The following is a 14,033-nucleotide window of genomic DNA, read 5'->3' as shown; positions in this document are numbered from 1 at the left end:
CCCGGATGCCGCGCTGCCCGGTCGTGCGCCCGGATGCGCATGCCCGGCCTCATGGGGCGACGGCGGTCCGCCGGAGCTACTTGGCCGCGTTCGCCGCCTTCACCAGCGCGTCCTTGGTGACGGCGCCGACGTAGACCTTGCCGTCGTCGGTGACGAGGGCGTTGATCAGGCGGGTCGAGAAGACCGTGCCGGATCCGAACTTGCCGTGCACCTGGGCGCCCAGTGCGTCCATGAACTTCTGTGCCTCCGGCGGGGTGTCGCCGGACTTCGCCGACGGCAGGCCCTTGCCGCCCGGGGCCTCGAGCACCGCGATGGAGTTCCAGCCCTTGCCGATGACCTTGGTGTCCCCGTGCTCGCCGTCGCCGGCGCCCTTGCCCGGGACCTTGCCGGATGCCGGGTCGTGGAACTTCCCGAAGTCCCCGTGCTCGTGACCCTTGCCCCGTGCCCCGGGGCCGTCGGCCTCGGTGACCTTCGTGCCCTTGGGAGGCGTGAAGCGGAAGGTCGACGCGGCCGGCTTGCCGAAGTCGACCGTGGTGAAGCCCGCGTCGACCACGGCGGCGCCGCCGCTGGACGGGGTGAGCGTGAACTTGAGCGGGGTCCCGGTCTTCGCGTCCACCGCCACGGTGATCGCGCCGACCGTCGTACCGGACTGCTTCGGCTTGACGAGGAGCTTGTACGCGTCACGGCCGGCGACGTGGGCCGTGCCGTCGACGGTCACCGAGGTGGTGTCGTCGGCCGCCTTCAGGACCTCGTCGGCGAACTCCTTGGGAGTGGCCGGGACATCCTTCGGCAGGCCCTTCGGCGACTCCTTGTGGGCCCGCTCGCCGGAGGCCGGGTCCTTGGCGTGGTAGGCCTCGTTCGACGCGCTGTCGTACGCCCACATGTCCGCGCCGTTGTGGATGATGCTGTACTCGGCCGAGTCGTCCAGGATGGACAGCTTCTGCTTGTCGGGGCCGTCGGCGGCGACACGCAGGGTGTGGGTGCCGGACGCCAGCTCCATCAGCTTGGCCTGCGGGTCGGCGGACGAGCCGTGGTCGCCCCCCTTGCCGCCGGGCGGCGTGAAGCCGCCCGCAAGGCCGCCCAGGTTCGGCAGCCCCAGGTCGGTGCTGACCTTCACGGTGCCGGAGACCTGCTGGACGTCCGACTTGGCGATCTTCTCGATGAGTTCCTGTGCGGTGATCTTCGGCAGCTTGGGGTCGCCGGAGTCGGCGAGCGCCGGGACGAGCCCGATCGTCGCCGCCGCTATGCCCACCACCGCGACCGGGACGACGTACCGCGCCGCCCTGCGGCGGCCGGCGCGCAGGTCCGTGACGTCCGCACCTTCGCGCTCGCCGGGCCCCCCGGTCGAGGTGTTGCCGGATTCGTACGGTGCCATCTGTGCCCTACCTCCGTGGTTCGGCGGCGGCCTTCGTCTCCGTGCGTTCCGCCCCGGGGCTCGATGCCCGGGGCGCCCCATCCCCACGCCGCCATTCTCACCCGAATTGCTCGGGATGGTGCCTCCCATCCGACCAAATCGGCCGTGCAGAAGCGTCAACCCGCGGGATCAACTCCATGTACGACCGCGGTATGACATCCGGGGGCAATGCCTCCCCCCTCCCTTAGGGGTGACGCGGCCCAAGTGCGGGACGCCGGTGCGTCATTGCCACGCGCGAGCGCGGCCCATGACTCCTCGACGGCCTGCTCGATGCCCTGTGACGAGGGCCGTCCCGCCGCGGCCGCTTCGGCCACCGCGCTCGCCCCTAGCCGGTTTCGGGGCCCGGCCGGACGCCGCGGCCCCGCGTTCGGACCCGCCGCGCCCGCCTTCGGACATGCATACGGATCATGTCCAAGACTGGACTCGATCAACAAATGTGATATGCGGCACATTCTGGAAATGCCGCCACCACGGCACCCGCCACCGGGCCGCCGTGCACCACTGGCGGGCCGCGCGACACCGCATCGGACCACCGCGACGCCACCGAGCGGCGCACATCCGTCGCGATCCGGCGTAGATCCGGCATCCGCGCGACGCAATCGGCCCACATCCGATACGAGCCGAAACGCCCCTTTCTCCGTACGCATCAGTGAAGGCACCGGACAGGGCCGAGAAGTGACCGCAGCAAGGGGGTCGCCATGCCCACCACCTGGACCATCACACGGATCGCCGGATACGCGGCCGCGGGCACCGCCGCCCTGGCACTCACCCTCGCCGGATGCGGTAGCAGCGGGAACAGCGGCGGCAGCGCCAAACCGGCCGGGAGCACCGGGACGACCGCCGGCACGGGCGCGACCGCCGGCGGCACCACACTCACCACCTTCAAGGTCGACAAGCTCGGCACCGTCGTCACGGACGGCAAGGGGTTCGTGCTCTACCGGTTCGACAACGACAGCGCCAAGCCGTCGAAGTCCACCTGCACGGGAGACTGCGCCGCGCTCTGGCCGCCCGAGAAGGTGAACGGCAAGATCACCGCGACAGGGATCGACCCGAAGCTGGTGTCGACCGTGAAGCGCCCGGACGGCAGCACACAGATGACGCTGGCGGGCTGGCCGCTCTACCGGTACACCCGGGACGACGAACCGCACGAGGCCTACGGGCAGGGTGTGGACGGCACCTGGTTCGCGGCCACACCGACCGGCGCAAAGGCCATGGGCGCGAGCGGCACGAGCAGCAGCGGGGCCCCGGGGTACTGAGAGACACGGCGCCCTGCGCATCCGCGGCCCGCGCCACGCTCCGTCCACCGCGCATCGGGCGGCGTCGTACGGGCGCCCATGGGCGTCACTGCCGCCGTCCACCGCCCGTCGGGCGGCCTCGTACGGGCCTCAGCCCGCCCGGTGCACCACCGCGTCGCACAGCTCCACCAGGGCCGCCTTGGCGTCGCACTCGGGCAGCGGCGCGAGGGCGGCCCGGGCCTCCTCCGCGTACCGCACGGTGTCGCGCCGCGCCTGCTCCAGGGCGGGGTGGGTGCGCAGCCGGGACAGCGCCTCGGCGTGCCGCGCGTCGTCGCTCAGGTCGGAGTCGAGGAGCTCGCACAGCTCGATGTCCTCGGGGAGTCCCAGCCGGGCGGCGCGCTCGCGCAGCCGCAGCACGGGCAGCGTCGCGATGCCCTCGCGCAGGTCGGTGCCCGGCGTCTTGCCGGACTCGACGGACTCCGACGCGATGTCCAGGACGTCGTCCGCGAGCTGGAAGGCGACGCCGAGCCGCTCGCCGTACTGGGTGAGGACGTCAACGACGGTCTCGTCGGCGCCCGACATCATGGCTCCGAAGCGGCACGCCACGGCGATCAGGGAGCCCGTCTTGCCGGCGAGTACGTCCAGGTAGTGGTCGACGGGGTCACGGCCGTCGCGCGGACCCGCGGTCTCCAGGATCTGGCCGGTGACCAGACGTTCGAACGCCTCGGCCTGGATGCGCACGGCCTCGGGGCCGAGGTCGGCGAGGATGTGCGAGGCCCGGGCGAACAGGAAGTCGCCGGTCAGCACCGCGACCGAGTTGCCCCACCGGCTGTTGGCGCTGTCGACACCGCGCCGCACCTCGGCCTCGTCCATCACGTCGTCGTGGTACAGCGTCGCGAGATGGGTCAACTCGACCACGACGGCCGAGGGCACGACGCCCGGCGCATAGGGGTCGCCGAACTGTGCCGCGAGCATGACCAGCAGCGGCCGGAACCGCTTCCCGCCCGCACGCACGAGATGCTGCGCGGCCTCCGTGATGAACGGGACCTCGCTCTTGGTGGCCTCGAGCAGGCCCTCCTCGACAGCCGCCAATCCGGCCTGGACCTCGGCTTCGACGGCCTGGTCCCGCACGCTCAGCCCGAACGGCCCGACGACGGTCACGAGGGGTTCTCCTGTCTGCTGACGATCACAACTCGATCGCACGGTGGTCACAAGGTCGATCACACGGTTTGTCGATGTGTCGCTGCCATCACTCAAGTCAGCGTATCCGGTCGCCTTTCGATCACCGTGAGCCCCCGCCCGTCTCCGGCCACCACCCCGCCCGACACGCCTTCGAACTCCATCGGCCGACGTCACGAATGCGTCCCCTCGATTCCACGGCCAGGCCGCGCGGCCTGCGACGACCACGAGTATGTTCATGACCGGATCATCACCTTTCCGGCCATATTTTCTTCCGCGTCCTCATACGCCCTCCTGGCCCAACGCGGCCACGAAGGGCGGAGGGCCGGAGCACGGAGTCCCCGGAGGCGGAGGCTGTGTCCCGCAACGCCACGAAGACCGTGCCGCGTGCGATCGGCGGGCCCGGCGCGCCGGCCCGGAGCGGCACGAGGTCACGCGCATGAAGATCCGCACCACCTTTCCCTACGGGACGACCCACGAGGACGCCCTCATTCCGATGCCGGACGGCACGCAGTTGTACGCACGCGTGTGGCGCCCGCTGACCGACGACCCCGTGCCCGCCCTCCTCGAATACGTGCCCTACCGCCTCACCGACTGGACCGCGCCCCGCGACCGGCAGCGGCACCCCTGGTACGCGGGCCACGGCTATGCGTCCGTGCGCGTCGACATCCGTGGGCACGGAAACTCCGGGGGCCGCCCGACGCCGCCCTACTCCGGCACGGAGCTGGCCGACGGGGTCGAGGTGATCGACTGGCTCGCGGCCCGGCCCTGGTGCAGCGGTCGCGTGGGGATGTTCGGGATCTCATGGGGTGGTCTCACCTCCCTGCGGATCGCGGCCCTCGCGCCGGAGCCGCTCAAGGCGGTCGTCGCCGTCTGCTGTGCCGACGACCGTTATGACAACGACGTGCACTACATGGGTGGTTCCGTCCTGGCGGTGGACATGCACGCCTGGGCGGCGACCATGCTCGCCCTCACCTCCCGGCCCCCGGATCCACAGGTCGTGGGTGAGGCCTGGCGCGAGATGTGGCTCGAGCGGCTGGAGGCCGTGGAGCCGTTCGTGCACGACTGGCTCGACCACCAGACGCGCGACGACTACTGGCGGCAGGGCGCGGTCCGCGAGGACTGGACCGCGGTCGAGGCGGCCGTGCTGGCGGTGGGCGGCTGGCACGACCCGTTCCGGGACACGGTCCTCCGCCTCGTCGAACACCTGCCCGGTCCGGTGCGGGGGCTGATCGGGCCCTGGTCGCACCAGTACCCGGACCACGGGCTTCCGGGCCCGGCGATCGGCTTCCTCCAGCACACGCTGCACTGGTGGGACCGGTGGCTGCAGCCGGGGTCCGGGAACGGAGGGACGGCCGGGCCGGCGCTGCGTGCATACCTCGGCGACACCCACCCGCCCGCGACGGCGTACCGGGAGCTCCCGGGCCGCTGGGTGGACGAGCCCTCCTGGCCCTCCCCGAACGTCACACCCGTCATGTATGCCCTCCAGGGCAACCCGGTGCTCGTCCGGTCCCCGCAGCACACGGGGCTGGACGCGGGCCGCTTCCTTCCGCTCGGCGACGACGCGGACCTTCCGCCCGACCAGCGAGACGAGGACGCCCGGTCGGCGTGCTTCGAGTTCGAGGTCACCGAGGACATCTGGGTGCTGGGACGCCCGCGGGTACGGCTGAGGCTGACCTGTCCCGTGCCGCGCGGCCAGGTCGTGGCCCGCCTCTGCGACGTGGCGCCCGACGGCTCCTCCACCCTGATCACGCGCGGTGCGCTCAATCTCGCCCTGCGGCACGGGCCCGAGGAGGCAGTGGTCTGGCCGCCGGGAGCCACCGAGGACGTCGTCTTCGAACTGAACGCCATCGGGCACGCGTTCCCGGCCGGTCATCGCATCCGCCTCGCGGTGTCCTCGGCCTACTGGCCGTGGATCTGGCCGCAGCCCGGCTCCGAGGCCGGCTTCACGCTGGATCCCGGGGGCAGCTCCCTGGTCCTCCCGGTCCGTTCCCGGACGACGGACCCGGCCGTCTCCTTCGAGGAGCCGGAACAGGCCGCCCCGCTCGGTGTCTTCTCCCCCGCGGCACTCGACGAGCAGCGCCCCGAACGCCTGGTCGTACGGGACGTCGCCCAGGGCGAATGGCGCCTCGAGGTCGTCCCTCGCTACGGCGGCACCCGGATGTACCCCGACGGCCTCGAATGCACCGAGGACGCCACGGACACGTACACGATCAACGACGCCGACCCCCTCTCGGCCCGCACCCACTCCCACTGGACCCTCCGCCATCACCGGCCCGACCTAGCCTGGGACGCCCGCGTGGAGTCGGACTCCGCCATCACGTGCGACGCCGCGCACTTCGTGGTGACGAACGAGATCGTGTGCCGGGACGGGGACGAGGTGGTCTTCCACAGGACGTGGGAGAGACGCATCCCGAGAACGTCCGGTTAGGGGATGCCGGTTCCCGACCGGGGCGGGACTTCCCGGCCCCGGTCGGCGGCGCCGGGCGGCTCAGGGCCCGGGCCTCATCCGAACAGCCTCTCCAGCACCACGGCGATCCCGTCGTCCTCGTTCGACGACGTCACTTCGTCGGCGACCGCCTTGAGTTCCGCATGGGCGTTCCCCATGGCGACCCCCCAGGCGGCCCACTCGAACATCGGAACGTCGTTCGGCATGTCCCCGAACGCGATCGCCCGCCCCGGATCGGCCCCCAGCCGTTCCGCGGCCAGCGCGAGCCCCGTCGCCTTGGTCACCCCGAACGGCTGCAGCTCCACGATGTCGGGACCGGCCATGGTCACCGTGACCAGGTCTCCCACGATCCTGCGGGCCGTGGCCGCCAGCTCCTCGTCGGACAGCTCCGCATGCCGCACCAGCACCTTGTTGACCGGCTCGGCCCACAGGGCGCCGCGCCGGTCCACCCGGGTGGCCGGCAGGGCCGGATGCGGCATCCGGTACCCGGGCTCGGCTAGCGTCAGCCCATCGGCCCGGGTCTGGTTCACCGCCAGGAACACCGCCCCGACCTCCGCCTCCAGCTTGTCGACGGCGACCTCCGCGAGCTCCCGGTCGAGTTCGACCGAGCACACCAGGAGACCGGCCCCGGCGTCGTACACCTGCGCGCCCTGACCGCAGACGGCGATCCCCCGATAGCCCAGGTCGGCCAGCAGCGGCCGGACCTGGGGCACGGGACGTCCGGTGGCGACGATGTGCCGGGCGCCCGCCGCGGCGGCACGGGCCAGTGCGGCCCGTGAGCGGTCGGAGACCGTGTCCCCGGCACGCAACAGCGTGCCGTCGAGGTCGGTCGCGATCAGCTCGTACGGCGGTGGGGTGCCCATGATCCAAGGATACGGAGACCCGCCAACTGACAGTAATCAGCGATCGATTGAGCCCGGCGGGCACGGCCCCGGCGCAGGGTGCGGCCCGGCTCCGCGCGGTGCGCGCCGCGCGGAGCCGGCCGGACCGGGGTCACCCATGGGCCGCCGCGAGGTGCTGGGCGAGCCGCGGCGAGGCGAATTCGGTGCCGCACACGAAGCGCATGACCGGACCGTACGAGGCCGCCGCCGGCAGCCCGGTGAAGTACAGCCCGGACACCGACGAGACGTACCCCGTACCGAGCCTGGGCGTGCCGCGGCTCACCGCGAGCCGCGCGCGCAGACCGGATCCGAGGAAGTCCATCGCGGAGAGGTTGACGCGGTAGCCCGTCGCGGCCACCACATGGTCCGCGGAGAGCTCCTCGATACGCCCGCCGAGGGTCTCCACGGCCATCGTGGGGCGGCCGTCCTCGGGCACGCCGGAACGCACGATCCGGCGGACCTCACGCACCGCGACCTTGTCCTGGAAGCGGTCGCGCAGCCACCAGGCACCGAGCGGCCCGAGGATGCGGCGCACCAGGTAGTGGCGGGCCTGCGGCGGCAGGTACCGGTAGGGGTGCGGGTAGTAGCTGATGGCGTAGAGGGACCAGGCGCGCCCGAAGGGCGACTCGGGGCGCAGCCGCGGCTGCTGCCAGGGCGGTGCTCCGAAGGCGACGGCCCCCTTCCCCCGGGCCACCACACGCACGCGCGCGCCCGCCTCGGCGGCGAGCGCGGCGGTCTCCAGCGCCGACTGCCCGGCTCCGACGACGATCAGCTGCTTGCCGGAGAACCGCGTCAGGTCGTGGAGCTGCGAGCTGTGCGACAGCGGCCCCGTGGGGCTGGGTCCGTCGGGCGCGGCTCCCCTCAGTTCCGACGGCAGGTGCGCGAGGCCCGAGAGGCCCGTGGCGACGACGACGGCCCGGGCGGTGAACTGCTCCCCGGAGTCGAGCTTCAGCTCGAAGCCGTCGCTGCCGCGCCGGTCGACGGACACGACCCGGACACGTTCGAGTTCGGGCACGAGTTTCTGCTGGAACCACTCCCCGTAGTCGACGAAGGTCTCGACGGGGACGATGTCCTCGTCGGTGACGAGCCGCTTGATGCCGGCCGCGTCGCAGTAGTCGACGAGGTTGTGACCGCGCTGCGGCGCATCGATGTTGGATGCCGCCGGGGTCGACTTCAGGAGCATCCCCGCGGGCATGTGCGAACGCCAGCTCACCATGGGCTCGCCGAACACCCGCACCGGGATGCCGCGCGCCCGCAGATGGGCGGCGGTGGACAGGCCGAACGGCCCTGCCCCGATGATTGCTACCGGACGAATCACGAAGTCCCTCCCCAGGACGTCACTTTGTGCTGTGCCTACTTCGCGTTGTGCTGTGTGCTTCCGGCGCGGCGCTGCGGACGGGTGCACGGTGGCGTCCCACGGTGCGGCTCCGTCCCCCCGGCAACGGCCCCTACTTGGGGGTGCCGCCACCCCTCCGGTGGGTGCGCCACAGTTGGTACAGATGCTTCGCGCCGGGTCGTACGAACCGGGCGAGCATCGTGAAGAAGGGCCTCATGTCGTCCGAGGCGAGCCAAGCGAGTTCCGTGCCGCTCGCGCGCTCGGGCGCGTGCGGGGTCGTGTAGCCGCTGCGGCGGTAGGCCATGAGGGCGGCCAGGTCGATGTTCTCGACGATGTAGCGGTGGCCGGCGCGCTGTTCGCCCTCCGGGACGGTGCGGCCGGTCAGATCGAGGTGCATGGCGCGGACGACGTCGATCCCGGACTCGTTCTCGAAGAGGCGGAACTGTGCGCCCATGCGGGGGTTGAAGTCGAGCAGTTTGTACTGGCCGTCGCGCCGGTCGAAGCGCAGGTCCAGGTCGATGATGCCGGTGAAGCCGATCTGCTTGATGAAACGCGCGGCGAGATCGGCGAGTTCCGGGTTGTCGACGACGTACGCATTGGCCGTCATGCCCGCGTGCGGGGGCCAGGAGCGCACCTTCACCCCCGTGAACATGGCGAGGGGTGTCGAGTCGGCGTCGAAGTAGGCGTGCACGATCCAGTCCTCGGCCTCCTCCCGGGGCAGGTACTCCTGGAGGATGACTCCGGGCTGCTCCCCCCAGTCGCGGGCGAGCGTGAGCAGCCCTTCCGGCGTGGCGATGCGCGTGGTGCCGTTCACGGCGGGCCGCTCGCGGCGGACGAAGGCCTCACGGTTCTTGGCGACGACCGGGAAGCGCGCCGTTTTCGCGAACTCCTCGATGTCGGCACGGGAGTCCGGGAAGGCTGCCGCCGGGCTCGGGATGCCGTGCTCCACGCAGAGTTCGTGGAGGCCCTGCTTGCTGGCGAGGCGGCGCGGCAGGCCCGCTTCCACGCGCGGGAAGAGGAACCGTCCGTCCTCTCCGAGCTGGTCCTGGTGCTCGGCGATGAGCACCGCGGCCTCCTCGTCCGTGGGGACGAGCACCGTGGGCCTTCCGATGGCCCGCCCGATGCGCAGCAGCCCCTCGACCAGCCGCTCCGGCTCCTCCGTCCCGGTGGTCGGCCACACGAACGGACGGCGCAGATAACGGGAGGCCGCGGCAGGCGTGTAGCGGTCCTCCGTAATGGCGTACATGGGGATGCCGAGGCGCCCCAGACTGCGTATCGCACCCACCCCGCCGTGGTGCAGTGGATAGTCGCCGAACTTCACTATCAGGCCCGGCACATCTCGGTCGGCGGTGAATGGCACGCTGCTGGCGCTTCTGGCCACGGGTCCCCCCACGTGTCCCCCTTTGGACCCGGATCCACCCCGTCCGCGCCCCGATGGGACGCTAAGCCGGAATTGAACACTCCGGCAAGGCGGCCTATTCGGACATTGCTAACTCTTTAGGCACTGCCCAACCCTTCGCATCACCCGTACCGTGGTGCTCAACCACACGGAAAGCGAGGCAGCACCCGATGCCCGAGCAGCTCCCGCAGCACGAGCAGACCCCGCTCGACCTTCCCGAGGGCGACCCCTTCGGCCCGCACAACCTTCCGTACGGCGTGTTCTCGCTCACGGGTTCGGAGGGTGACCGGCGGGTCGGGGTACGGCTCGGTTCGTACGTCCTGGACGCGGGCGCCGCGGCCACTGCGCTGGGCTCGCCGTACGCGTCGCTGCTCGCGCAGCCGTCGCTGACCCCGCTGCTCGCAGCGGGCCGGACGGCCTGGAGCGACGTACGCCGGGCGCTCACGGCTTGGGTGACGGTCCCGGCGCACCGGGACGCTGTGGCGCCGCTGCTGTACCCGCTCTCCGACGTGACGCTCCATCTGCCCTTCGAGGTCGCGGACTACGTCGACTTCTACGCCTCGGAGAACCACGCCCGGAACGTGGGCCAGATCTTCCGCCCCGACGCGGAGGACTCGCTGACGCCCAACTGGAAGCACCTGCCGATCGGCTACCACGGCCGGTCGGGCACGGTCGTGCCGTCCGGCACGGAGGTCGTACGCCCCTCGGGCCAGCGGAAGTCCCCGGCCGACCCTGCACCGGTGTTCGGCCCGTCGGTCCGCCTCGACATCGAGGCCGAGGTCGGCTTCGTCGTGGGCGTCCCCTCGGAGCAGGGCTCCCCGGTCGCGCTGAGCGACTTCCGTGAGCACGTGTTCGGCCTCTGCCTGCTCAACGACTGGTCGGCGCGCGACATCCAGGCCTGGGAGTACGTGCCGCTGGGCCCCTTCCTCGGCAAGTCCTTCGCGACGTCGGTGTCCGCGTGGATCACGCCGCTGGAAGCACTGGACGCCGCCCGCGTCGCACCCCCCGCGCGCACCCACGAGCTGCTGCCCTACCTCGACGACGCAGCGGAGTCGGCGAAGGACGAGCCGGGCGGCTACGACCTGCGCATCTCCGTCGCGATCAACGGACACGTGGTCTCGGAGCCGCCCTTCTCGACGATGTACTGGACCGCCGCGCAGCAGCTGGCGCACATGACCGTGAACGGCGCGTCCCTGCGCACGGGCGACCTGTACGGATCGGGCACGGTGAGCGGACCGACCGAGCGTGAGCGGGGCTCGCTGCTGGAACTGACCTGGAACGGCCGCGATCCGCTCGAACTGCCCGACGGCAAGCGGACGTTCCTCGAGGACGGCGACGAGGTGACGCTGACCGCCTGGGCACCCGGCCCGGACGGGACGCGGGTGGAGCTGGGCGAGGTACGGGGGCGGATCGCGCCGGCACGGTGAGTCCGGCGTCGCCGGGGCGGCACCGACCGGCACCGCCCCGGCGACGTTGATCGACACAGCGTCGGTGGCGCCGATCGGCATTGATCGACACGGATCGGTGCCGATCCGTTCTGATCCGACCACCCCCACGCCGCTTGTATCGAGCAGTTGACACAAGGCGCCGCGAGGATGCATCTTGTACTCGGCGCTTGATACAAGCGACGGCGTCAGCCGTGAACGGGGGATCACTCATGCTCAACTCCATGCATTCCATGCCCGATTCATCGGATCCACCGGATTCACCGGTGTACGGCCCACTGTCCCGCCTGGACCGCTACGCCCGCTGGGCCGGGCTCCTCGCGGGCGTCGTGGCCGGCCGGTTCTTCCTGTCGCGGGACGACGGGCTGGGCGTGGGCATCCTGTACGCCGTGCTGGCCTTCGGTCTGAGCGCGGTCGCCGGAGTCGTGGCGGGCGACGCTCTGGCGGCCCCCTCGCGGGGCGCGGTGCGCACCGCCGGGCTCGCACCGCGCCGGGTCCGCGACTACCTTCCGCGCCGCATGACCCCGCTGCTGCTGGGTGAGGCCGTCGCACTGGCCGCGCTCCTCACCGTCGCCGCCACGGTCGCCTCACCCGACGACCTGGGCCGCAGCGGACGTTCGATAGCGGCCACCTGCGCGGGAATGTCCGAGTCCGCCGGAGCCTGGCCAGGGTCCTTCTACGGCATACCGGTCCTGGTCTCGCTCGCCGTGGGGAGCGCGGCCTGCGCCTGGGCCCTGCGGCGGATCGCGCTCCGCCCCGGCCCGGAAGAATCCCGTCACGACCGGGCACACGCGATCACCGGCGCCTGGGGCGTCCTCGTCTCGGCACCGCTCGCCGGTGCGTCCGCCACCGCCGCCGGGGCGCTGCTCAGTCTGCGCTGCGACGGCACGACCGGCTCGGTCGCCGCCTGGGTGGTGCTCGTGCCCGTGGCCGGGACCGCTGTGCTCACCCTGGCGTGGAGCCTGTTCACCGTGATCTCCCCCCGGGCGATCCGCCGGTGACCGGCGCGGTCGTGCGCGTCGACACGGCGAGCCCCGTCCCGCCGTACGAGCAGATCCGCGCCCAGCTCTCGGCTCTGATCACCACCGGCCGTCTGCCCGAGGGGGAACGGCTGCCGACGGTGCGCCAGCTCGCGGCCGACCTGGGCCTCGCCGCCGGAACCGTGGCCCGGGCGTACCGCGAGCTGGAGGCGACCGGGCTGATCCGCACCCGCAGGGGGGCGGGGACGCGCGTGGCACCGCTGCCCCAGGGCGCCGCACCTCCGGACCCCGGGCGACTGCGGGAACTGGCCCAGGAGTTCGCCGCGGCGGCGCGGGCGCTGGGCGCGGACGACACCGCGGTGGAGACGGCCGTGCGGGAGGCGCTCGACGCGGCGAGGGCCGGGCGCGGGTAGGAGCCTGCCCACCCTCGGGCCCTCTGAGGGGCACGCCCCGCACCGTGGGCGGCTCCCGGTGAGACACCACGCCCCCCGCGAACCGTGCACATCCCGATGTGCGGGGCGGTGGCAGATCTTGTGCGGGCCGAAGCGAAACCGCAGGTCGTAGAGGTGTGCGGGTCGGCGCGAGTGGCGCAACACTGTGGCAACACCACAAGCCGGGCGGCGTCGGTATGGTCCGTGGCATGCCAGCCGAACGCATCCGAGAGCACGCCGGTGCCCGGGCGACCACCGTCGCCGCGCACAGGCGACGGCTGCGCGCGGACCGGGCACGGCAGCTCGCCGATCTGCTGCGCCATCTGGTGCTGACAGGTGGCTTCCCCGAGGGCACGCTGCCGCACGAGGAGGCCATCGCACGCGACTACCGGGCCTCCCGCAACACCGTGCGGCAGGCGCTGGACCTGCTGCGCGCCGAAGGACTGATCGAACGGCAGCCCGGGGTCGGGACCATCGTGGTCGCCGAGAAGTACCCGCACGGGCTCGACCGGCTGATGGGACTCGCGGAGACCCTGCGCGAACACGGCCGGGTCACCAACGAGGTGCGCACGGTCGGCCCGGTCGCCGCTCCCGCGCCCGTCGCGGCGCGACTGCGGGTGCCCACCGGCGCCGACGTCCTGTACATCGAGCGGCTGCGGCGGCTCAACGGGCTGCCGCTCTCGCTCGACCTCACCTACATCCCCGCCGACATCGGCGCCGCGCTGCTGGGCGCCGATCTGGAGAACACCGATGTCTTCCGGCTGCTGGAGGACATCACGGGACAGCCGCTCGGCCATGCCGAGATGACCCTGGAGGCCGTCAACGCCGACGTGCACTCCGCGGCCGTCCTGCAGGCGCCCCGTGGCGCCGCCGTGCTGATGCTGGAGCGGCTGACGCACCTCGCCGACGGCCGGCCCGTGGATCTGGAGTTCATCCGCTTCCGCGGCGACCGCATCACCATGAGCGGCCTGCTGCGCCGTTCCCTCTGACGCTGCCCGGCAACACCGCCACCCCACACCCCATCCCGCCTCGCGCGACCTCCGGAGACAGCCATGCCCTTGGCGCCCCAGCGGGCCGACGTGCCCGTGACCATCGACGAGTCGAAGTGCATCGACGGCTGCACACTCTGCGTCGACATGTGTCCGCTGGACTCCCTCGCCATCGACGAGGACAGCGGCAAGGCCTATATGCACGTCGACGAGTGCTGGTACTGCGGTCCGTGCGCGGCCCGCTGTCCCACCGGAGCCGTCACGGTCAACATGCCCTATCTGCTCCGGTGAGAGG

12 protein-coding genes are annotated in these 14,033 nt (G+C 72.0%); 7 read left to right on the top strand and 5 right to left on the bottom strand.

What is annotated here, in order from left to right:
- Nucleotides 1-76: 76 nt before the first annotated feature.
- Nucleotides 77-1,375 (bottom strand): LolA family protein, encoded by a 1,299-nt coding sequence (locus tag ACWCP6_RS03395; protein WP_450930638.1) that lies wholly within the window; start codon nt 1,373-1,375, stop codon nt 77-79.
- Between the two features lie 737 nt (nt 1,376-2,112).
- Between ACWCP6_RS03395 and ACWCP6_RS03390 the strand changes: the two genes are divergently transcribed.
- Nucleotides 2,113-2,670, top strand: coding sequence for a hypothetical protein (locus ACWCP6_RS03390; RefSeq protein WP_450930637.1), 558 nt, complete (start codon nt 2,113-2,115; stop codon nt 2,668-2,670).
- A gap of 129 nt (nt 2,671-2,799) precedes the next feature.
- Here the strand turns inward: ACWCP6_RS03390 and ACWCP6_RS03385 are convergent, their stop codons facing one another.
- Nucleotides 2,800-3,810, bottom strand: a complete 1,011-nt coding sequence (locus ACWCP6_RS03385; RefSeq protein WP_450930636.1) for a polyprenyl synthetase family protein — start codon at nt 3,808-3,810, stop codon at nt 2,800-2,802.
- Between the two features lie 457 nt (nt 3,811-4,267).
- Here ACWCP6_RS03385 and ACWCP6_RS03380 point away from each other — a divergent pair, with 457 nt between their 5' ends.
- A complete protein-coding gene (locus ACWCP6_RS03380) occupies nt 4,268-6,259 on the top strand; it encodes a CocE/NonD family hydrolase (RefSeq protein ID WP_450930635.1) in 1,992 nt (663 codons plus the stop codon).
- A 74-nt stretch (nt 6,260-6,333) separates the two neighbouring features.
- Here ACWCP6_RS03380 and ACWCP6_RS03375 read toward each other — a convergent pair whose 3' ends face one another.
- The 3 genes from ACWCP6_RS03375 to ACWCP6_RS03365 all read right to left on the bottom strand — a co-directional run bounded on the left by ACWCP6_RS03375 (nt 6,334) and on the right by ACWCP6_RS03365 (nt 9,854).
- Nucleotides 6,334-7,140: an HAD family hydrolase gene (locus ACWCP6_RS03375; RefSeq protein WP_450930634.1), complete on the bottom strand. Its 807-nt coding sequence runs from the start codon at nt 7,138-7,140 to the stop codon at nt 6,334-6,336.
- A 130-nt stretch (nt 7,141-7,270) separates the two neighbouring features.
- On the bottom strand, nt 7,271-8,476 hold the full coding sequence (locus ACWCP6_RS03370; protein WP_450930633.1) for an FAD-dependent oxidoreductase: 1,206 nt from the start codon (nt 8,474-8,476) through the stop codon (nt 7,271-7,273).
- A 130-nt stretch (nt 8,477-8,606) separates the two neighbouring features.
- A complete protein-coding gene (locus ACWCP6_RS03365; RefSeq protein WP_450930632.1) occupies nt 8,607-9,854 on the bottom strand; it encodes a carboxylate--amine ligase in 1,248 nt (415 codons plus the stop codon).
- 209 nt (nt 9,855-10,063) lie between these two features.
- Here ACWCP6_RS03365 and fahA point away from each other — a divergent pair, with 209 nt between their 5' ends.
- The 5 genes from fahA (at nt 10,064) to ACWCP6_RS03340 (ending at nt 14,029) form a co-directional block, all read left to right on the top strand.
- The gene (fahA, locus tag ACWCP6_RS03360) at nt 10,064-11,320 is read left to right on the top strand and encodes a fumarylacetoacetase (RefSeq protein ID WP_450930631.1); all 1,257 of its coding nucleotides are present in this window, start codon (nt 10,064-10,066) and stop codon (nt 11,318-11,320) included.
- Between the two features lie 251 nt (nt 11,321-11,571).
- Nucleotides 11,572-12,339: a hypothetical protein gene (locus tag ACWCP6_RS03355; protein ID WP_450930630.1), complete on the top strand. Its 768-nt coding sequence runs from the start codon at nt 11,572-11,574 to the stop codon at nt 12,337-12,339.
- Nucleotides 12,336-12,731 (top strand): GntR family transcriptional regulator, encoded by a 396-nt coding sequence (locus tag ACWCP6_RS03350; protein ID WP_450930629.1) that lies wholly within the window; start codon nt 12,336-12,338, stop codon nt 12,729-12,731. The genes ACWCP6_RS03355 and ACWCP6_RS03350 overlap by 4 nt, the downstream gene beginning before the upstream one ends.
- A gap of 227 nt (nt 12,732-12,958) precedes the next feature.
- Entirely contained in the window at nt 12,959-13,738 is a 780-nt protein-coding gene (locus ACWCP6_RS03345; RefSeq protein ID WP_450930628.1) for a GntR family transcriptional regulator, read from the top strand.
- Between the two features lie 63 nt (nt 13,739-13,801).
- Nucleotides 13,802-14,029, top strand: a complete 228-nt coding sequence (locus ACWCP6_RS03340) for a 4Fe-4S dicluster domain-containing protein (RefSeq protein ID WP_189931787.1) — start codon at nt 13,802-13,804, stop codon at nt 14,027-14,029.
- The last annotated feature ends 4 nt before the right edge of the window (nt 14,030-14,033 follow it).

This window comes from Streptomyces sp. NPDC002004, assembly GCF_053593975.1.
Note: the sequence above shows the minus strand (reverse complement) of the source record. Positions and strands in the feature narration are given on the sequence as shown.

Excerpts from the sequence above, each read along its gene's own strand:
- ACWCP6_RS03345 (WP_450930628.1), top strand. The coding sequence starts at position 12,959 with ATGCCAGCCGAACGCATCCGAGAGCACGCCGGTGCCCGGGCGACCACC.
- ACWCP6_RS03390 (WP_450930637.1), top strand. The coding sequence starts at position 2,113 with ATGCCCACCACCTGGACCATCACACGGATCGCCGGATACGCGGCCGCG.
- ACWCP6_RS03380 (WP_450930635.1), top strand. The coding sequence starts at position 4,268 with ATGAAGATCCGCACCACCTTTCCCTACGGGACGACCCACGAGGACGCC.
- ACWCP6_RS03395 (WP_450930638.1), bottom strand. The coding sequence starts at position 1,375 with ATGGCACCGTACGAATCCGGCAACACCTCGACCGGGGGGCCCGGCGAG.
- ACWCP6_RS03355 (WP_450930630.1), top strand. The coding sequence starts at position 11,572 with ATGCCCGATTCATCGGATCCACCGGATTCACCGGTGTACGGCCCACTG.
- fahA (WP_450930631.1), top strand. The coding sequence starts at position 10,064 with ATGCCCGAGCAGCTCCCGCAGCACGAGCAGACCCCGCTCGACCTTCCC.
- ACWCP6_RS03375 (WP_450930634.1), bottom strand. The coding sequence starts at position 7,140 with ATGGGCACCCCACCGCCGTACGAGCTGATCGCGACCGACCTCGACGGC.
- ACWCP6_RS03340 (WP_189931787.1), top strand. The coding sequence starts at position 13,802 with ATGCCCTTGGCGCCCCAGCGGGCCGACGTGCCCGTGACCATCGACGAG.